Origin of the sequence: Paenibacillus sinensis (genome assembly GCF_019904155.1) — a bacterium.
GTDB classification, from domain to species: Bacteria; Bacillota; Bacilli; order Paenibacillales; family Paenibacillaceae; genus Paenibacillus_AQ; species Paenibacillus_AQ sinensis.
Map to the genome: position 1 here is coordinate 62447 of NZ_JAHCMB010000198.1, position 19857 is coordinate 82303.

The following is a 19857-nucleotide window of genomic DNA, read 5'->3' on the forward strand; positions in this document are numbered from 1 at the left end:
CACTGATTTCGATATGCCAATTCTCTTGACCGCAGCTTTGTCGTCAATATGACCATTCATAGTCTCCTTGGAGAGCTATAAACATAAAATGCCCCCCTCACTGCAGCAGGTTTTGATTATTTCACCTGTCTGCCGTAAGGGGAGCATATCTTTGTCTTACGCCTGCTGAGTTCAGAAGCTATCTCAATTTTAACCCAGCAAGTTATTAATGGTCGGATCTTGTCTCAGCATGCGCATTATAACAGTCAAGGCTTCCGCTCTCGTAAGGTTATCCTCCGGTGCGAAGTGGTTCTGGTCCTTGCCCTGAATAATTCCGGCATTTGTAGCTTCTTCAATGATCTTGTTAGCCCAATGCTGAGGTGCTACATCAACGAATGTATGGGCTTCGCCAGACTTGCTGTCTTGTAAAATCAAGATTTTCGAAATCATGGCAACCATCTCGGCGCGTGTAATCTTGCGATCTGCGCGGAACGTTCCATCGGAATAGCCATTGATGACTCCATAGGAAGCAAGAATTTCAATAGACTCTCGCGCCCAAGAGGTCTGGATATCCCGGAACGAATTCGTTCCGCTTCCTAAGCGTAAGGCGAACGCTTTGACGACCAGTGTGCTGAACTCGGCTCTCGTAATTGAGGCATCCGGTCTGAAACTGCCGTCTGGATAGCCGTTGATTATGCCTAACTTGGCAGCAGACGAAATATCTTTGGAAGCCCAATGGGACGCTGCATCCTGGAACGTTGCGGATTTCCCGGCAGCCAAGGCGTCTTGTATAAAAGCTGCGAGTCGATTGCTATCAACGAGATCGTAAAAAGCCTTTGTCTCCTGAGCCGGAGGCGTTGGAGTGCCCGGATTGGCCGGATTGGCCGGAGGAGATACAGTCCCCGAAGTTGTAGTTCCGGTTACCGTCACGCTTATATCCGTCGATTGGGTTCCATAGACAGCAGTGACGACAGTGCTGCCTGCCTGGAGACCTGTAATTGTCCCGCCGGAGACGCTGGCGATTGCGGGATTTTGAACGGACCAGGTTACCGATGTGGTCACATCCGTCTGGGACAGATCTGAATACATGGCCGTAATGGCTGCGGAAGCCGTTTCCCCGGTCAGAACGCTTAACGTATTCGGACTAGCGCTTAAGCTGCTTAATGACTTCAAGGTAATGCTCTTCGTCGCGCTGTTGCTGTTATTCGTACCATCGTTTACGGTGAAGCTGATCGTGCGCGTTGCCGTATTCGGGGTGACGGCCGTATTGTTATAGGTGACCGCGTGCAGAGCGTTTTGCCACTGCTCCAATGTGGCCGTTGTGCCCGCAGATGTCAGCGTCAGCTCGCCGCTTGCGCTCAAATAACTGGCCGTAATATTGCCGTATGTGGCCTCGCTGACGTTGGTGAATGCCAGAACATCTTCTCCAGCATTGAAGTTGCTCGTGATAGCAATCGTTGCACTTGCCAAAGTTGTATTGTCCAGGTCTGATATCGTCAGACCGTTGTCAATTGCAACCGGAGTCGAAGTTGTTCGATCCCCGGATGTGAAATGGATCGAACCTACGCTTGTGGTCACGACCGGTGTCTGGTTTGTCGCCGTCACCGTCACTGTTCGCGTAACTGTATTGCTTGTATTGCCTGCGCCGTCAATTACATTGAAGCTGATTGTCCGTGTTGCCGTATTCGGCGTTACGGCCGTATTCGTATAAGTAATCGAACCCAAGGCGCTTTGCCACTGCGCCAATGTCGCTGTTGCGCCCGAAGACGTCAGCGTCAGCACGCCCGTGGCTGGATCATAGCTGGCCGCAATATTGCCCATGGTCGCTCCGTCATTGGTGAAGACCAACACATCTTCTCCGGCATGAAAATTGCTCGTAATGGCTGCTGCTGCGCTTGCGAGTGTAGTGCTGCTATCATCGGCCACCGTTATCCCGGAATCGATAACGACCGGCGTCGAGGCCGTGTTATCTCCGGCCACGAATGAAGCCGAACCGCCGCTCGCGGTCAGACTCGGAGGCAGGGTCACAGTCACATCTACTATATGTGTAGCAGCGGCGCTGGTCTTCGTGCCGTCGCTTACGGCGTAGCTAATCGTACGGTTCCCTGGCGTGGTGCTCGTGCTCGAGAAGGTAATCGCGCTCAAGGAATTTGACCACTGCCCCAAGGTGGCTGTTGCACCCACAGATATCAGCGTCAGTACACCTGTTGCGGCATCATAACTGGCCGTAATATTCCCCATGGTCGCCCCGTCATTGGTGAAAGCCAGTACATCCCCAGAATGAAAGCCGCTCGAGATAGATACCATCGCGCTTGCCTGCGTTGTGTTATCCAGATCGGATACGCTAACGCCGGAATCCAATGCGATTCCCGTTGTGCCGGCTGCGTAGGCGCTCGAACCGCCGCTTGTGCTCACGATCGGTGTCTGGTCCGTCGCCGTCACCGTTACGGTTCGCGTTGCTGTATTGCTTGTATTGCTTGCGCCGTCAATCACAGTGAAGCTAATCGTACGCGTTGCCGTATTCGGCGAGATCGCTGTATCCGTATAAGCAATCGATCTCAACGCGCTTTGCCACTGCGCCAATGTCGCTGCTGCGCCCACAGACGTCAGCGTCAGCACGCCCGTGGCTGCATCATAACTGGCTGTAACATTGCCCATGGTCGCTCCGTCATTGGTGAAAGCCAGTACATCTTCTCCTGCATGAAAGTTGCCCGTGATCGCTGCTGTTGCGCTTGCCAGCGTTGTGCTGCTTCCATCGGTTACCGTTATACCGGAGTCGATAATGACCGGAGTCGAGGCCATGTTATCTCCGGCAACAAATGAAGCCGAACCGCCGCTCGTGGTCAAACTCGGGGCCCCGATCACATTTACTGCTTTTGCAGCTGCAGCGCTTGTTTTCGTACCGTCATTTACAACGTAGCTAATGATGCGGTTCACTGGCGTGGCGCTGGTGCTCGAGAACGCAATCCCCCTCAACGCACTCTGCCACTGTGCCAAGGTGGCCGTTGCACCTGAGGATGTCAGTGTCAGTATACCAGTGCCTGAGTTATAACTTGCGACAATGTTGCCGTATAGGACTGAGCTTGTATTGATATAACTGAGTGCATCTCCAGAATGAAAGCCACTCGTGATGGATACCGTCGCGCTCGCCAGCGTTGTGTTATCCAAATCGGATAATGTCACTCCGGAATCAACTGTAATTGCCATTGTACCGGCTACATAGTCAGTCGAACCGCCGCTCGTGGTCACGATCGGTGTCTGGTCCGTATCCGTCACCGTTACTGTACGCGTTGCCGTATTGCTTGTATTGCTTGCGCCGTCAGTCGCAGTGAAGCTGATCGTACGCGTTGCTGTATTCGGCGTGATCGCTGTATCCGTATAAGCGATCGATCTCAACGCGCTTTGCCACTGCGCCACAGTCGCTGCTGCGCCCGATGACGTCAGTATCAGCACGCCAGTGAGTGCATTATAACTGGCCGTAATATTCCCCATGGTCAAGCCGTCATTGACGAAAAGCAGCACATCTTCTCCGGAATGAAGATTGCCCGTGATTGCCACTACTGCACTTTCAAGCGTAGCGCTGTTTCCATTGGTTACCGTTATGCCAGAGTCGATAACGACCGGAGTCGAGGCCGTGTTATCTCCGGCCACGAATGAAGCCGAACCGCCGCTCGTGGTCAAGCTCGGAGGACCGTTCATCACATTCACTGTATTTGCAGCAGCAGCGCTTGTTTTCGTACCGTCATTTACAGCGTAGCTAATGATGCGGTTCCCTGGCGTCGCGCTCGTGCTCGAGAACGTAACCGCGCTCAACGCACTCTGCCACTGCGCCAAGGTGGCCGTTGCACCTGAGGACGACAGTGTCAATACGCCGGTGCTTGAGTTATAACTTGCGACAATATTGCCGTATAGGACCGAGCTGGTATTGGTATAGCTAAGTGTATCGCCGGGTTGAAATCCGCTCGTAATAGATACGATCGCACTCGCCAGCGTTGCATTATCCAAATCGGATATTGTCACCCCGGAGTCTATTGCGATTCCCGCTGTGCCGGCTATGTAGGTAGTCGAACCGCCGCTCGTTGTTACAATGGGTGTCTGGTCCGTATCCGTCACCGTTACGGTTCGCGTTGCTGTATTGCTTATAGCACTTGCGCCGTTAGTCGCAGTGAAGCTGATCGTACGCGTTGCCGTATCCGGCGTGATCGCCGTATCCGTATACGTAATCGATCTCAACGCGCTTTGCCACTGCGCCAAAGCCGCTGACGTGCCCGCTGATGTCAGCGTCAGTACGCCAGTGGCTGCATCATAGCTGGCCGAAATATTCCCCATGGTCGCCCCGTCATTGACGAACATCAGCACATCTTCTCCAGCATGAAAATTGCCCGTAATCGCTACTGTTGCGCTTGCAAACGTAGTGCTGCTATCATCGGTTACCGTTATTGCGGAGTCGATAGCGACCGGAGTCGAGACCATGTTATCTCCGGCCACGAATGATGCCGAACCTGTATCTGTGGACAACTCAGGACCCGAGGCTGCGAAGGTTGTTGTCGTCATGTAATTTCCCAGCCCCATCTGAAGGATCAGTACAATAGCAATCATAATCTTCGATTTTCGCAATAAGTTCTTCATCGGCCTCTTCCCCATCATTTTGAATTTTAAAACTTAAAATTGTATTTTTAAATTACTTTATATAACGGTAAGTTGGTCAATTTAATGAAGAGAAGGAAACACTCAAAAGTCTATAATACCTCATGATAATCATGCGGCTGTTTGATAACTTCAAATGGAGGTCATTGAATATGGAACGAGTATGGATTAAAGCGGGTGCATAGCGAGGGCTGAGCAATCAACCAAATAAATATAATCTATTTCAAAACTGCCTCATTGCATCCTGGGGTTAACATCACTTATTCTGTGCTCATAGGAGGTGTAAGAACATGGCCAATGAACAGAACAAAGATTTCAATGCCATGCTGCAAAATAAGAAAGACATGCCGAAAGTACAAGTGATTACGGATAAGAAAAGCATTGAAAAGTATGGCGGCGTGCGGATGTTTTTTGCACCGCCTGTGGATTACGACCGGGTAATGAAAGCCGTGCCATTAGGCAAGGTTATTACAACGGGGCAAATCAGGGATGCTTTCGCCAAGGCAAACCATGCGGATTTTACCGATCCGATCACCGCAGGAATCTTTGTTTCCATTGCAGCATGGGCAAGTGAGCAAAGGAATGACGATAAAACACCGTACTGGAGGACGCTTAAAGCGGACGGTGAGCTAAATCCAAAATATCCAGGCGGTGTTGGGAAGCAAAAGCAGAAGCTTGAGGCAGAAGGCCACACCATCATTCAGCGCGGAAGAAGCAACGTTCGATATTATGTGCAGAATTACCAGGATAGCTTATATCCGCTGTAACAGCAGCCCCGCGCATAACTCCATGTGCCTCCGTTTCTTGTCGCCCCAATAATCTTGGAGGATAGGCGCCCAGTTCTGTGTCATTCTTCCAATAGGTAATTATTTTCCTCATTGGCTGGCTCTATCGTTCTGATTTCAAAAGATTTACATCCTGAAGCAATGAAAGGATCTGACTTTGCAATATTCATTGCTTCCTCCATATCTTCAGCCAAAAAGATGACCATTCCTCCGGGGTAATCCGTAAAAGGTCCGCAGAATACGAGTTTGCCTTGATTCTTTAATTCTTTTAAGTGTTCCACATGGCTCTTGATGAGTTCCTTATTTATTGGCTTTACATTGTTCATCAAATAGATATACGTCATTGTTCAGCCTCCTCGGATTTAATGTACAACAAAAAATGCAAGCTTTCGGTATATGTTTCCCTTGACTGCTCAGCGCGGTCCTATGCAAAAAAACTCCGCCGCAGAGGTGGAGTCTATTAAAATCAGCATAATTATTTTATCTTCCGCTGCGGTTCCAGTAAACATTCTCACGTTTGTGCTTGATCCCGTATACCTTATACCTTCGCTTGTAGATATTCGAGTCCGGCTTCCTTCCCATAGATACGCCCTCGTTTGCGGTTCTCGCGGCTTTGTTGTACTTGTCGAATCAAATCCAAGTCCTCTTCCAGAAAGGAAAGGTCCGGTAGCTCCTGAGCAACTTTTTCCCGCTTCATATTCAAATATCCAATAAAATCATATACCTGCACTGCGTCTTGCTCCGGTATCTGATCAATCAGCTTTTTTAATTCTTCCCGGTCTATCCCCATCCTCTTCACCGCCTTATCCGTAATCCCAAAGGGAAGCTTTGAGCTCATTATATCATACACAGGCATTAACAATGCACTCATGGAAACTAAGCTAAAGCCGCATCCTTTGGGTTAGCAAGTCTGATCTCCATTTCACTGCTCCTTGTAGACAAAGTGCCTCACTTCAGAACTGTAGTGCTTCAACAAATCCTTGGCGTTGACCGGGTACAATTCAAGCTCTGCAATCCGGTCCAGCTTGATCCAGGAGAACTCCAGCTCAGCCTCCTCATTGTCCCATTCATCCACGGCAAAAAAACTGCGGTCAAGTGGAATCTGCGACTCATCCTTTAAGGAAACCTCGTAATACAGGCAAATCTGATGACAGGGCTTGTCTCCCCAAGGAAAAAAGATCTCGCCAACCCATCTCAGCCCGTTCACGGTAATGTCCGCAGCCAGTTCTTCCCGGAATTCCCGAATAAGAGTTTCTTCATTGGTTTCGCCGAAGCCGACATGCCCACCGGGAAAAGCATATCCGGTATCATTGGCAGGCTTTTGCAAGAGAACGCTTCCATTTCTGATCAAGATACCGGCAACTCTGTAACTGAACACATGCTCATCTGTTTTAAAAAGAATGTCCGCCATTGTACGGTTACCCTCCGTTCATTTATGCCTGACTAAAACCCGCCAAACCTTGCTATTACAGCTTTCTTTAAAACCATCTTTATGGCTTGTTCATTCCAATTTACGGATTAAAGTCTGTGCAAAAAGATGAGCATCGAGGGGCCATCTCGCAGTAATCAGATTCCCATCCTCCACGACGAATGGTTTATATTGCGAAGGTCCTTGTGTAAACTGATGTTTCTCTTTAAGCTGACGGGTGATTTCATCCTGAACATACTCCGGGTAGGTCCGGTAATACTTGCCGTGCTTCCAAAACGTGAGGTAGTAAGCGATTCGCTCCAATGCTTTGGGAAGCGCGGTTATTCGTTTATTGTATATAACGCTCTTGCCAGTAACAGGTTCTATGGTTCGCGCCAGCACAATGGGACCGTGGCAGATAGCTCCGATTATTTTGTTCAGCCGGAAAAAGTCGAGCACTTTACGCTGCAATTCCTCATTTTCCAGATAAGGGCGCATCCCTTTGGCATGCCCGCCTGGCAACAACAATGCATCGTACTTTGAAGCGTCAATCTGATCGTACCTGATCGGGTTCAGAAAATGTGGATCATTCTCCAGCTTCCGATAGGCTCGAATCGCATCCGGCTTGGCACCGAGCTGACCGAAGATAACACCTTTAATCAAGAGAGGATCTGTCGCGCCCGGCATCCCTTGCTCGGTGCTGAACGTGACGTGGAATCCTTGTTTGACAAAATGCATCCATGGAACAGCGACTTCTGTCAAATCGAAATCGCAATTGGGCAGCGGGATACATATTTGTTTGGGCATTTGCTGTCTCCTTTCAGACTATATTTTTATTTATAAGTTACCATAAATTTCATAGAATAGATCCAACTTGAGAAAAGAGGGCATACCGCTGCGACCGGTCACCGCTTTTGGAGCAGACCGTGGAGACCAACGTCAGCTTCTGCACCTGAAGCGAAATTTGAGCGATGCCATCCACTGTCCACTTCGCTTCGCTGTGCAGAAACGTTTAGCGTATAAACCGGCCCAAAAAAAGAATACTTGGTGAAGCAGACGGGCAATTGCCGACAGAAGTGCCGCGCTCTATTCTTGCCTCATCCTTTGTTAAGCCTCCGGGCCAACCTACAATATTTCCGTACTCAGCGTGAAGCCCTCAATCACGATATCCTCGTCCACCTCGATCATGATGCAGCGTTTCCCCTGATAGTTCACCTGCTTCACATACCGCAGGTCCTGCGGGCTGACGGAAATGGTGGCCACCTTCGTCTCGATCTTGATCGACTTCGAGGTAAATTTCGGGATCACGCTGCTTGCCTTCATTTCATAGTTGCGGTCATCAAGGATCGTTTCGAACGCCCGCTCCACCTTCTCGGCCGTCACATTCTCTACTCCGCTCACCTGCAGGACGCGTTCTACATCCTTGAAATCAAGCGTAGGCGGCTCTTCCTCCCCTGCTCCATCTTCGATGACCTGCTGGATCTGCTCATACACCTGGGCAATCGTCGTCGTATCGAGCTGTTCGCCCGCCAATTCCTTCACGATGTCCTCAAAATAGGATCTCTCCTCCAGGGCCGTTACCGACGTCTCTGCATTCAAGACCTGCTCGATGAACCGCGCATCGGGATAATTCGATTTGCCCGTACAATACAAAATGCGGTTCACATCGGAATAGTTGTCGGTCACACTTGGATAGAAGAACCCCTGCTCTGGCGAGCTTAGCTTAACAATCGGATCGACGATGACATTATACTTGAATTCCCGCTCTACATAATCGAACATAAGGTTCTTCCGCTGCTGCTCCGTGGAGTTCACACTGCACAGGATGAATTGATGCGCATACGTCTCGTTCTTCTCACTCTCTTCCGATTCTTCGCTCCTAGCCTTCGTCGGCCGGTGATACTGCCCGCGAACGAAGGTAATAACCGTATCCTTTTCATATTTGGTATCAACCAGCATCTTGTCCACCAGCATCAGCATCAGGTCCTGCCATTCCTCAGGGTCGCCGGTCACTAAGCCTTGGTGCAGCATGACCTTCGTCGGCTCCTCGGCTTCCTCCTGAAACTTCAGCTCGAACAGCTTATGATCAAGCTCGCCGGTCAGCAGTTTTTTGAAATTGCCCATATACAGCTCTTGCTTCTCTCGGTCCACGAGGCCAAACGGCAGACGCTCCCAATGATAGATCTCGCTGCTGTCCTTCATAATATACACATTCAGAATGTCGTATAGGTTCAGCAAATCATGGTCCAGCTTAAACTGCTTGCGTATGTGTGCTACTTCTTTTTTATTCATAATGGGTTCGGCGGCTCCTTCGATGAATTGTGCTTCATCCAGTATAAAGGACGGGGCGGGATTTGGTAAGTTTATTGCCGATGGTACAATGCAAAATGCCCGTAACGAATCGTTACAGGCATCTGCCGGTTAATGAAGCGGTTAGGCTGCGCCACTTGTCAGCCTTACAGCTTCTCAACATACTGCTTCGCCTCGCCCAGAGACAAATCGGTATGCTGGCGGACGAGCTTGATTGCCGGAATCAGCTTTCCGTCTTTCTTCAGTTGGCGGACACTGTCCAGAATATCTTCAGGGGGAATTAGCCGGACATTGCCTGCTTCCCTTCTGCGTTTCAGCTCAGCAGCGACTTGCCGCTCTTGTTCTGCCGTCAGAGATTCTTCAGCTACAGTCTGGATTAACGGTATTCGCTGCTGTGGCAACAATCTGATAAGGGCGCCAAGAATGGTCCCGACAATGGAATACAATACCAGATATTGGCCGAACCGGTACAGATACAGCCATACGGTGCTGAGCTTCAGAACCTCGCCGTTCGGTTTCAGAATGGTTAGACTATCCGTAATCGCATATTCACCGGGCGCATAATTATTTACATTCCGCAGAACCTGCAGCTCTCCAACAGGCGAAACGATAAATTCAAGCGGCTTGTTCGTTATGGGATTGCCTGACGTATCGATCATCATACTGAACAGGGTGAATACAGCAATGACATAGACAATATGATTTCTCCACGTAAAGCGTTTCGCAAGCACCACAATACTAAAAATCAGCAGCAACGATATTCCCTTTATGTATGTATTGTAGAGATAATACTGGAACACGACAGGCAGGACCCAGCCGAACAACATCACCATGACGACTGTAAACAGAGCAACATAGAATAGAACCTTGGCATTTTTCTTCATAGACATAAGCCTCCTTTCTCCCGGTCCAGGGGAGTACAGATGCTGATACGCTACCGAAACTTATGCGTTGTATGAACTGGAGTACTTCGTGTAATTCATCGTCTTATATTGGATATTCAAATAAAACCTGCCTTTAGGCGTTACCAGATACAGATTCAGCGCCTCCTGTTCGTAAGGCCCGCAGTCGATCTGGAACTTCCCTTCACTGTCCAAGGTTACACTCACATTGTCTATCACTTTAAGAGGCTTGATGCCTGTTTGCACCTGCAGTTTGAGCGTTTGGCCGGCAAATTGTGTGAATTTCCCTTTAATCGTGAGTTTATGATCTTCATTGAATTTCGCAAAGAATGTCCGGTCTTCGAGCGTTAACGGCTCAACATACACTTGTTTGGGAGGAAGTGCCGGTAGACTTGAGCTTGGTGTTGCACTAACCGGACGTCCCCGCAATTCAGTAAGCTTAGGCCGCAAATACTGAAGAATCTGTGCAGCCTCGGCACGGGTAATCCATTTTCCACCCTGATAACCTGATATTGAAAGCTCCGTTTCACATCTTACATAATCCTTGCCAAGGACGAGCTTCACAGCATCATTATTCTTGACGTTCAGCCCGTCTGCTGCAGCTATAATCTCAGCGATCTTCAACCGCGTGATCCGGCTATCTCTAGCACTCACATTGGATAATCCATTAAGCGGGAAGTTGCGGTCCTTGGCGATCAGATAGGCGGTGTCTGCCCAATGCCTTATTTTGGCAGGCTGATAAGCTTCAATATTAACATTATACGCTCTTAGGAGCATGGTCCAGAATTCAGCCTCGCTTACTGCTGCCTCAGGTTTGAAAAGCCCCTTGCTGGCTTCGGTCATGACGCCTGTCTTCAGCGCCCATTCAATGGCTGGCAGAGCCTTGTTCCCCTTAATGTCTGTCAGCTTGCCCGGGTCGGTCGCAGGATAGACCTTTGTTTTTAATTTTGGATACACCTTTACTTTTACTTGTGAAGATACAGACCCTGAAGATACCGTAAGAAGATAATCCCCTGATTTGTCTCCCGATATCGTTCCGGTGGATGAGACCGTTAGACCCTTATTCTGCTTAACCGCATACTTAACCTCACTGCCCGGCAGCAATTCTGTCGTTCCATCATCATAGCCGCCTTCTACCTGCAGCTGGAATTGCCCGCCTTCATTCAGCACAATTTCCGTGTAAGCTGGCGTCAGCCCAGTTAGAGCATGCCCTTTTCCGGTTGTGAATGACCATACCTTCTTCAGGCTGTCCGCAGAACCTTCTACCTGATATTCCAGAGATACGGTGTACCTGTGATTACCCTTTAATATAGGCTTGGGAAAAATATATAGATCATCGCCCTTTACTTCTTCATAATATGGAATTTCCGTTCCCGTCTCATCGGTTATTTTCGCTGTATGCGAGGTCAGGTCCTTATCCGTATGGGCAGATATAATATAACCTGAGTGTTCGATAGCAAACTGGCTAAGCGGGTCCGGAATTTCGCCTCCATAGAACCCGACAGGAACATTGGTCTGCTGATCGTAGGGGTACACAGTGATCCCCACTTTGGCCTGCTGGCTCTCCCCAGGACCTCCGGCATCCAGGACTGCCGTTCCCCCAACTATTGCAATTCCAATCTCAGTGAAGCCGGGGTCTAGAATAATAGAACGGTGATAGGCTGTATCGAGCCAAGCTTGAATAGCTGCTTTACCGCTCGTCTGACCAAAATACATAACCTCTCCGTAGCTGTACCCCCGTGCACCTGATACCCAGCCCGCCGCCGTCATTCGTTCGAATGCCGACTTGCCCGTATAGCCGGGCCTTCCTGAAATTTCAGAGTGAGCACTGAGACCTGGAAGATCCGACTTATTGGTATTATAAAATTCAGCATGCGCAATTGCCGCCTTGGTAATGGTCGCGCTCAATTGAACGGACGGAACACCGGCGCGGCTGCGCACCTCGTTGAGAAAGTTTAGAGCTTCCAATTGGTCTGAAGTATACCCTGCACCCTCACTGGCCGCATCTGCTGCAACAATAGTGCCGGTTGCACTGAATAACCCTGAGCTTACAATTCCGGTGAGCAGGGCAAAGACCACGGCATACCGTAACAAGCGTACACCTTGGCTGCGAACTGCCTGATTTCGATTTTTTCTGACAAATAGCATGATTATCCCCCTTCTATAAATATATGATTCGACATTTTTCAATATTCTCCCTTTAAATAAGTTGAAGTGTTTGGGGAGGTTCAGGTAGATCAAGGGAAGCAGCGAAAAATCAAGAGCTTGGCAAGCAGCGGGGTGGTAAGCTGTTCGCAGTGAACGATTATGAAATGGGTGTGTGCGAACTTGAGTTCAATCGTCAGCCACCCGCTTAATAAAAAACGCCTCAGAGATAGTCTCTGAAGCGTGATTAGTTGCAATATATATTTATCATCAACTTTTCTTGATAAAAGACTAGGCAAAAAAGAGAGGTTCTGCACACCTCTTTGCTTCCGCCAATACATCTCAATAACAATTAATGGGGATGCCTACACCCTTCAGTTAGCCTAAGTTTCGAATAAAGCAGTCGAACCCAAGCAGTCATTTCATGGCTAGATAAGTGAATTCAACAATGTTTTCAACTCTGGATTAAGCTTTAGTACATTTAAGATGATCTGCAATGCTTCTGCACGTGTGGCATTACTTTTGGGATCGAATCTACCATCCCCTTTACCACTAATGATACCCGCTTGCGCTTCCGCTTTGATCTCGTTTATAGCGTAAGAATTATTCAGGTCATTGAAATTCCCTTTTGTAGTATCCTTTTCTACGCTGTTAAGGTTTACGATGCGGGAAAGCATAATGACCATTTCTTCACGTGTAATAGTGTTGTCTGGTCTGAATGTACCGTCCAAGTAGCCTCTGATTACCCCTGCTGCTACAAGGTTCTCAATCGTCTCTTTCGCCCAGTGATGACCAATATCCCCCAATACAACATTTGTACTGCTGTCACTTTGGATGTCAAATGCACGGCTCAGAATCACACCAAACTCAGCGCGTGTGATATGGCCTTCTGGCCTAAAAGTGCCATCCTCATAGCCCGTAACCAGGTGTAGTCTCACAAAAATGTCAATAGTCTGCTCCGCCCAATTCCCTTTAATGTCAGAAAAACTTACTGTCGCAGGAGTTTCCTTAGCTTCCTGAATCCGAGTTTTGATATTCGTTACAATATGAGCATCACTCTTTACTACATTTGGGTTAAACAAATCTGTTACAGAATCGGATTTCGGGTCCGGTGCCTGTTCAGGTGCAGGAGTTGGAGTCGGAATACTAGGAATAGAACTGCCACTAGAAGGTCTGTTGTAAATCGTAACGATTTTTCTTCCTATAACACCAGAGTCATCAAGAGCAGTTGCCTGAACTGTAATAGAACCCGCTTTAGTTGCCACGAGCAAACCGTCGGCACTAATAGTTGCTTCTCCGGCATCCGGAACTACCGACCAGTTCACTGTCTTATCCATTGCGTTGTCAGGGGTTATAATTGCACTGAATTGAAGAGAATCTCCGACGTACATCGTATCACTAGCACTAGATACTGCAATAGAAGTAACCAGTTGGGGTTCCCGTTCCCGTGTAACATGAACCGTATAGATTTGCGTCGTTCCATCCTGCGCGGTAACAATAACGCTAATAATAGTAGCGCCCACGCTCAAAGGAACTGGATTGCTAACTGAAGCACCATCAACCCGTACATCCGCAGTTGCATTACTGTCAGCGGTATTGTAGGTGACTGAGGTGACGGATACTTCATTAGGCACANAATAACGCTAATGGTAGTAGCGCCCACGCTCAAAGGAACTGGATTGCTAACTGAAGCACCATCAACCCGTACATCCGCAGTTGCATTACTGTCAGTGGTATTGTAGGTAACTGAGGTGACGGATACTTCATTAGGCACAGTCGCCGTGTAGGCGTAGACACTTCCGCCAAATGTTTGATCGAACGTGATTCCGCTTAAGTTCAGCGAGCTTAATGCCGCATTATTTGTAGCCGCTCGTGTCACGACCACGGTGTACGTCTGCTTCGTTCCATCCTGCGCGGTCACAATAACGCTAATGGTAGTAGCGCCCACGCTCAAAGGAACTGGATTGCTAACTGAAGCACCATCAACCCGTACATCCGCAGTTGCATTACTGTCAGTGGTATTGTAGGTAACTGAGGTGACGGATACCTCATTAGGCACAGTCGCCGTGTAGGCGTAGACACTTCCGCCAAATGTTTGATCGAACGTGATTCCGCTTAAGTTCAGCGAGCTTAATGCCGCATTATTTGTAGCCGCTCGTGTCACGACCACGGTGTACGTCTGCTTCGTTCCATCCTGCGCGGTCACCACAACCGTAATCGTGTTGTCTCCCACGTTCAGGTTAATCGCGTCCGACGCTAAACCGCTCGTCACAGGCGTTCCATCTACTGTCATTGTCGCCGTGGTGTCCGCTGCCGTCGGCGTAACCTTAACGCTGCTCACACTGTTCGCCACGTTCGCCGTATAGCTCGTCGTCCCCGAGTCAAATACCGGACCTAGGATGCTGCCGCCTGATAACGTCAATTCACTTAAGTCCGCATTGTCAGATGCCACCTTCAACATCCGAATCCGGTGGTTTCCCGTATCCGCTATATACAGATTACCGCTGTCGTCCAATGCTACTCCCCACGGCGTTATCAAGCCGGTCGAGGTTGCAACTTCTCCCTCTCCCGAGTACTCTCCAGTACTATTACCTGCTACCGTGACGATATTCCCCAATGTATCTACCATCCGAATCCGGTTGTTTCCCGTATCCGCAATATACAAATTGTCATTCCCATCCACGGTTATTCCTGAAGGACCACTTAGTTGAGCCAATGTGGCAGACCCTCCATCTCCCGAAAAACCTGCACTGCCAGTGCCTGCCACCGTGCTAATTATGCCCGATGTATCTACCATCCGAATCCGGTTGTTTCCCGCATCCGCTATATACAGATTACCTCCGCTATCCACCGCTACTCTAATGGGGTTGTTTAGTTGAGCAGCCGTTGCCGCGCCACCATCTCCCGAATAGCCTAAATATCCATTTCCCGCTACCGTGCTGATCGTCCCCGATGTATCGACTTTCCGAATTCTATTGTTATATAGATCGGCTATATACAAATTACCATTTCCGTCCAGTGCCACATCAGAAGGGCTGTATAGTGAAGCATTTCGTGCATCTCCGCCGTCTCCAGAGAAATGATCAAATCCATTGCCTGCCACCGTGCTGATAATGCCTGATGAATCTACTTTTCGAACGACGTTATTATTCTGGTCGGCAAAATACAGATTGTCACTTGCATCCACCGCAGATCCTGTAGGTGTTCCTAATTGAGCTAACGTTGCAGGTACGTTGTCTCCGAAGAAACCTCGAACGCCATTGCCCGCCACTGTAGTAATCTCCCCCGATACGTCAACTTTCCGAATCCTGCTGTTAAGCATATCGGTAATATACATGTTCCCCTTACTATCGAATACTACATCCATTGGATTATTAATCCGGGTCGACGTCGCAGCTACTCCGTCTTCCAGGTAACCTGCAACGCCATTGCCCGCCACTGTGGTGAGGGTGTAGGTGCTCCCAGCATAAGCTTTGCTGCCGGACATTTCGGGCAGCAGTGCCGCAATCAGTAGAAATGCCAACACACCGGCCATAACCGACTTCAATTTTGTAGTCATTCGTGTTTCCTCCCATTTGTCTACGATCATCATTCAATCAAATTGAACCTTCACAAACCCTTCACAACAAAAAATGCATCCAAAGACGCGAAAACCTTGTCCTCACATATTAATCGAGGGACGCTACCGTTACAGATGACACAAGGCGGCGACAATTCAATATGCCCCCAATTCACATGACTACCTTTTATACGAATATCAGCAACATTCATTTGCTAGGTAGCTTATTTTATCATAGTAGTTTAGCTCATTAATGAAACTCAAAGAAAACTTTAAGTTAGGAGATATGAGATTACTTGTTTTCTATTTTATGGAATTATATGCAAAAGATAGTAACAGATAGAGAAGGACGGGGATCGAAGACTATGTCGAAGAGATTGAAAAGCTGGCAACGGCCATTAAAGAAACCATTGCCAAGCAAAGACCGGTGGATGTTGGATTTGAAACGAAATACTCCTGGACATGGACGAGCGCATTGTAGAACCAGTCCGTTCTCTCGCTCAAAAGTAAAGTTCACGTTCGAATGATTCGTTTGTGCTCTAGGAACGAACCCGGGGTACACACTTACAACGCACTGCTGGCAACCAGCATATATCCGCTCCCCCGAATTGTAATGATTCTCTCAGGGTTGGCAGGGTCAGACTCAATTTTTTTGCGTAAATTACTGATGTGTACAGCGACCGTTCTCGTGTCCTCCAGACTCTCCATTCCCCAGACGAGATGAAACAACGTATCGACAGTGACGACACGATTAACGTTTTGTGCCATATAGGATAGTAGACTAAACTCTTTTTTCGATAAAAAGATTGTGTTACTACCCATGTTGACGGACTGTGCGTAGAAATCCAGCGACAATCCCGGTAACTCCAGCAGTTGTTCCCTCCTGCCCGTCGACACTCTGCGAAGGTGAGCTTTGATCTTGGCCATGAGTACTCCCGGACTGAACGGCTTGGTCACATAATCGTCGCCGCCATAAGATAATGCGCTGATCTTCACGTCGTCTTCCTCATGACTGCTCAGAAACACGATCGGCGCATTCGTGTAGCTACGTGCGTTCCTGCACCAGTCAATGCCGTTCTCATTAGCCAGCAGTACATCCAGTACAATCAAATCCGGATTAAACGAGGTAAGCAGCAGCATGGCTTCAGTCCCGCTGTGGCTATACGAGGATACAAAGCCTTCCCGTTCGCAATACGCCTGAACAATCTCACATATATGGGGATCATCATCGACGATCATAATTTTGTACGTATCCATCAAGTCGTCACCTCCCTGCTTCTCGAATACAAAGGCAACGATACATAGAATATCGACCCCGTCTTGCCGTCGCTCTCCGCTCGAACTGTCCCGCCATGCGCTTGTACGATTTCCCTGCAAATCGCCAGCCCAAGCCCGTTGCCCTCTATTACCTTGTCCATGCCCGATTGATCATACCTGTAATTGCGGTCGAAGATTTGCTCGAGCTGTTCTGGGGGAATACCCGTACCAGAGTCTTGTACGCTAATTATCGCACAGCGGGTATCCTTCACCTCGTCCAAGGTTAGAGCAAGACGCACCACCCCACCACTAGAGGTGAACTTCATCGCATTCGACACCAGATTAAACAACGCCTGCTCTAATCTTTGCGCATCCATCCGGGCAACAGGCAAGCCAGGTCCTTGATCTTCCGTATTTCCGATATCCAGTATGAACCCCAGCCCTGCGTCTCGCACAACCAGCTCATATTGTTCAAAAAAAACGCGCAAAAAGTGAATCACCTGGACCGGCTCCATCCGGTATGCTACTTGCCCCGTCTCCAGATGCGACAAGAAGGACAACTCCCCGATCATGCGATTAATCCTTACCGTGTTATCCCGGATATACTTCAGGTACTGTTCGTTGCGTTCCGGCTTAACCATGTCAAGCACAGCTTCGACATAACCAAGCATGCTGGACAGCGGCAAACGCAGATCATGTGTAATGTAGGCAAGCAGCTTCTTCCTCCCTTGCTCCGAGTGAAGTAATCGCTCATACGACATGCGGAGATCTTCGTGAGCTGCGGATAAGGCGTGTGTACGCTCCATTACAATCTGCTCCAAATTGGAATTCATTTCAGTCAGCTTTCTATTAGCTTCATACAGCTCATGTGCAATTCTCTCTTCGTTCGTTACCGCCCTCGTATATCTTGAAGAAAGCAGAATCATCTGTGCGATCGTAAATATGAGCAGTCCAAGCGGAGATGTATTTCCGATCAGCGACCATCCATTATAATACAAAAAATCGTTGATGACCGTAACTAAAGTAAACACCGACACCAGCAGGAAGAGCAACGCTCCCTCCATACGCCGCACAGCCGCTTGAACCAGTCCAACCATCAGATAAACCATATGTAGAACAACCATCACGCCGATCATCAGTAATAATTTTGTATATATAAGTGCAGGGGTTACTACAATAAGGATACAGAACGCACCGGTTGCGATCCGGCTAACAAGACGAAACCATCGCGACACATAATTCGGGAAAATGCATTCAAAATACATTGTGATGAAATAACCACTGCTGCAAAGAATCAGATACTCGATCTTGAACTCCAATTCCCAAGGAAAATGAGGAAACAATTGCGTAATCATGAGCTCGCCGCCCAGCAAGGACCGGATCCCGAACAACACGGTGAACAGACCAAAGTACAACGGCGCCCTGTCCTTGCGTCGCAGCACGAACAACAACAGATTATACATACCAATCACCAGCAGGCTTGCGGTTATGAATATCTCTGCGGCAATCTTCAGATTGGTCTTGACCGTTAACACGTCACTGCCACCCAGCTCGATATACTTGGTGATGCCGCCTCGCTTATGAACGAAGTTAGCTACTTGCATAACCAGCTCTACCTTGTCGTTTTTCGGCTGGAAGAACACCAGCTTCGTTGCCAGATGTGGGGTCGCGCTGCTCTTGTCCTGGCCAACCGTACCCACTTGTGCCAGCAGTTCGCCATTAACCCATAATTTGTACGCATTAAAAATAGTAGGCAGCCGCAAAGCAAGCCGCTCATTCCTATCCTGCTCGCTTAGCTCAATGATCACCCGGAAGGTGGCATACCCTGTACCGCTCAGCCGCTGACCATCTAATCGATAACCTAGCCAGGAGCTCGGGATGCTGATCCAGTGGTCATTATTTCCGTCCCTTTCCGAACGGATCCGGATGTCCTCAGGCGACAACAGCTCTTGCCAGTAGAACGTCCACTCCCCTGTTAACTTTTGCGGATTCACACCGACATCAACCTGCGTCAAATCCAGAATACCTTCTTCACTTTGGAACTTAGGAGTGTCCGGTGCAAAGATGACGACATAGCTTGCAATCAAGCCAACAACAATGGCAGCAGCTATATGAAGCCAGATCGTACGAGAACGTAATCGGAGAATCCCCCTCATTATGAATCCAACCCCAATCTACAAGAACGCAATAAATAAGTTGATCATCCAAATAATATCATCATTACAGGGGAATGTACCTGCAAATTTCTAGAAGGTGTTGAGAACAAACATCACGATAAGGTCCTTTGTCAACATAAGAAAAACCGTCCCCCCGGACGGTTCATCAACTTGCAACGAAGCAGACTCAACGATACAGATCACAGCGGTAGATTCTGCCACCATTTTCTTCCCCCAAAATGTGGCGTCTTGCCTCGAAGATACCCCTGATTTTGCGGGAGGGCCTGTAGCATCCGCCACTTCCGTTCGACCCGTCAGGCCACCACAATCGGATAGGAGCTTATCCATTCCGAGCACCACCTCTATTAGCAATCTAATAGCTGAAATGTTAAAGTATATGCAAAAAGTTAAGATCGAAGGTATGTTCATTGTATCTGATTTATTACCTGACATATGGCTTACTTTCACGAGAAAAAACGGTTAAGAAGGGAGTTGAGTGAGATAACAATTCGACATTTAAAAATATTTGTGACCGTATATGACGAAAGAAGCATGACTGCTGCCGGGAGAAAATTGTTTATATCACAGCCGACAGTAAGCCAAGCCATCCACGAACTTGAATCCATGTATAAAGTTGTTCTGTTTGAACGTTTATCTCGAAAGCTATACCCTACTTCAACGGGAGAGAAATTATATCAATACGCTAACC

At 48.5% G+C, this 19857-nt stretch carries 14 protein-coding genes; 2 read left to right on the forward strand and 12 right to left on the reverse strand.

Annotated elements, in window-relative coordinates; genetic code table 11:
* Nucleotides 1–189 precede the first annotated feature (189 nt).
* A complete protein-coding gene (locus tag KIH86_RS24690) occupies nt 190–4608 on the reverse strand; it encodes an S-layer homology domain-containing protein (protein ID WP_223083593.1) in 4419 nt (1472 codons plus the stop codon).
* A gap of 308 nt (nt 4609–4916) precedes the next feature.
* Here KIH86_RS24690 and KIH86_RS24695 point away from each other — a divergent pair, with 308 nt between their 5' ends.
* Nucleotides 4917–5393, forward strand: a complete 477-nt coding sequence (locus tag KIH86_RS24695; RefSeq protein WP_223083594.1) for an MGMT family protein — start codon at nt 4917–4919, stop codon at nt 5391–5393.
* A gap of 80 nt (nt 5394–5473) precedes the next feature.
* Here the strand turns inward: KIH86_RS24695 and KIH86_RS24700 are convergent, their stop codons facing one another.
* From KIH86_RS24700 to KIH86_RS24750, 11 genes are all read right to left on the reverse strand, one after another.
* Entirely contained in the window at nt 5474–5755 is a 282-nt protein-coding gene (locus KIH86_RS24700; RefSeq protein WP_223083595.1) for a YciI family protein, read from the reverse strand.
* Between the two features lie 194 nt (nt 5756–5949).
* Entirely contained in the window at nt 5950–6282 is a 333-nt protein-coding gene (locus tag KIH86_RS24705) for a hypothetical protein (RefSeq protein WP_235775584.1), read from the reverse strand.
* A gap of 51 nt (nt 6283–6333) precedes the next feature.
* Nucleotides 6334–6822: an NUDIX hydrolase gene (locus KIH86_RS24710; protein WP_223083597.1), complete on the reverse strand. Its 489-nt coding sequence runs from the start codon at nt 6820–6822 to the stop codon at nt 6334–6336.
* A 90-nt stretch (nt 6823–6912) separates the two neighbouring features.
* Nucleotides 6913–7626, reverse strand: coding sequence for a type 1 glutamine amidotransferase domain-containing protein (locus tag KIH86_RS24715; RefSeq protein WP_223083598.1), 714 nt, complete (start codon nt 7624–7626; stop codon nt 6913–6915).
* 318 nt (nt 7627–7944) lie between these two features.
* Nucleotides 7945–9111: a DUF4317 domain-containing protein gene (locus tag KIH86_RS24720; protein WP_223083599.1), complete on the reverse strand. Its 1167-nt coding sequence runs from the start codon at nt 9109–9111 to the stop codon at nt 7945–7947.
* 164 nt (nt 9112–9275) lie between these two features.
* Complete coding sequence (locus tag KIH86_RS24725) at nt 9276–10013, reverse strand: hypothetical protein (RefSeq protein ID WP_223083600.1); 738 nt, start codon at nt 10011–10013, stop codon at nt 9276–9278.
* A gap of 60 nt (nt 10014–10073) precedes the next feature.
* Entirely contained in the window at nt 10074–12179 is a 2106-nt protein-coding gene (locus KIH86_RS24730) for a CAP and S-layer homology domain-containing protein (RefSeq protein ID WP_223083601.1), read from the reverse strand.
* Between the two features lie 425 nt (nt 12180–12604).
* Entirely contained in the window at nt 12605–13810 is a 1206-nt protein-coding gene (locus KIH86_RS24735) for an S-layer homology domain-containing protein (RefSeq protein ID WP_223110723.1), read from the reverse strand.
* Nucleotides 13702–15768, reverse strand: a complete 2067-nt coding sequence (locus tag KIH86_RS24740; RefSeq protein ID WP_456094026.1) for a cadherin-like beta sandwich domain-containing protein — start codon at nt 15766–15768, stop codon at nt 13702–13704. Before KIH86_RS24740 ends, KIH86_RS24735 begins: the two co-directional genes overlap by 109 nt.
* Before the next feature lie 531 nt (nt 15769–16299).
* On the reverse strand, nt 16300–16992 hold the full coding sequence (locus tag KIH86_RS24745; RefSeq protein WP_223083603.1) for a response regulator transcription factor: 693 nt from the start codon (nt 16990–16992) through the stop codon (nt 16300–16302).
* Nucleotides 16992–19079 carry an ATP-binding protein gene (locus tag KIH86_RS24750; RefSeq protein WP_235775585.1) on the reverse strand — a complete coding sequence of 696 codons (2088 nt, stop codon included), beginning with the start codon at nt 19077–19079 and terminating at the stop codon, nt 16992–16994. Before KIH86_RS24750 ends, KIH86_RS24745 begins: the two co-directional genes overlap by 1 nt.
* Before the next feature lie 522 nt (nt 19080–19601).
* Here KIH86_RS24750 and KIH86_RS24755 point away from each other — a divergent pair.
* Nucleotides 19602–19857, forward strand: a 256-nt coding sequence (locus KIH86_RS24755; RefSeq protein WP_223110727.1) for a LysR family transcriptional regulator, incomplete at its 3' end; no start/stop codon positions are given.

Coding starts and splice junctions, on each gene's coding strand:
- KIH86_RS24690 (WP_223083593.1), bottom strand. CDS start 4,608: ATGAAGAACTTATTGCGAAAATCGAAGATTATGATTGCTATTGTACTG.
- KIH86_RS24695 (WP_223083594.1), top strand. CDS start 4,917: ATGGCCAATGAACAGAACAAAGATTTCAATGCCATGCTGCAAAATAAG.
- KIH86_RS24700 (WP_223083595.1), bottom strand. CDS start 5,755: ATGACGTATATCTATTTGATGAACAATGTAAAGCCAATAAATAAGGAA.
- KIH86_RS24705 (WP_235775584.1), bottom strand. CDS start 6,282: ATGAGTGCATTGTTAATGCCTGTGTATGATATAATGAGCTCAAAGCTT.
- KIH86_RS24710 (WP_223083597.1), bottom strand. CDS start 6,822: ATGGCGGACATTCTTTTTAAAACAGATGAGCATGTGTTCAGTTACAGA.
- KIH86_RS24715 (WP_223083598.1), bottom strand. CDS start 7,626: ATGCCCAAACAAATATGTATCCCGCTGCCCAATTGCGATTTCGATTTG.
- KIH86_RS24720 (WP_223083599.1), bottom strand. CDS start 9,111: ATGAATAAAAAAGAAGTAGCACACATACGCAAGCAGTTTAAGCTGGAC.
- KIH86_RS24725 (WP_223083600.1), bottom strand. CDS start 10,013: ATGAAGAAAAATGCCAAGGTTCTATTCTATGTTGCTCTGTTTACAGTC.
- KIH86_RS24730 (WP_223083601.1), bottom strand. CDS start 12,179: ATGCTATTTGTCAGAAAAAATCGAAATCAGGCAGTTCGCAGCCAAGGT.
- KIH86_RS24745 (WP_223083603.1), bottom strand. CDS start 16,992: ATGGATACGTACAAAATTATGATCGTCGATGATGATCCCCATATATGT.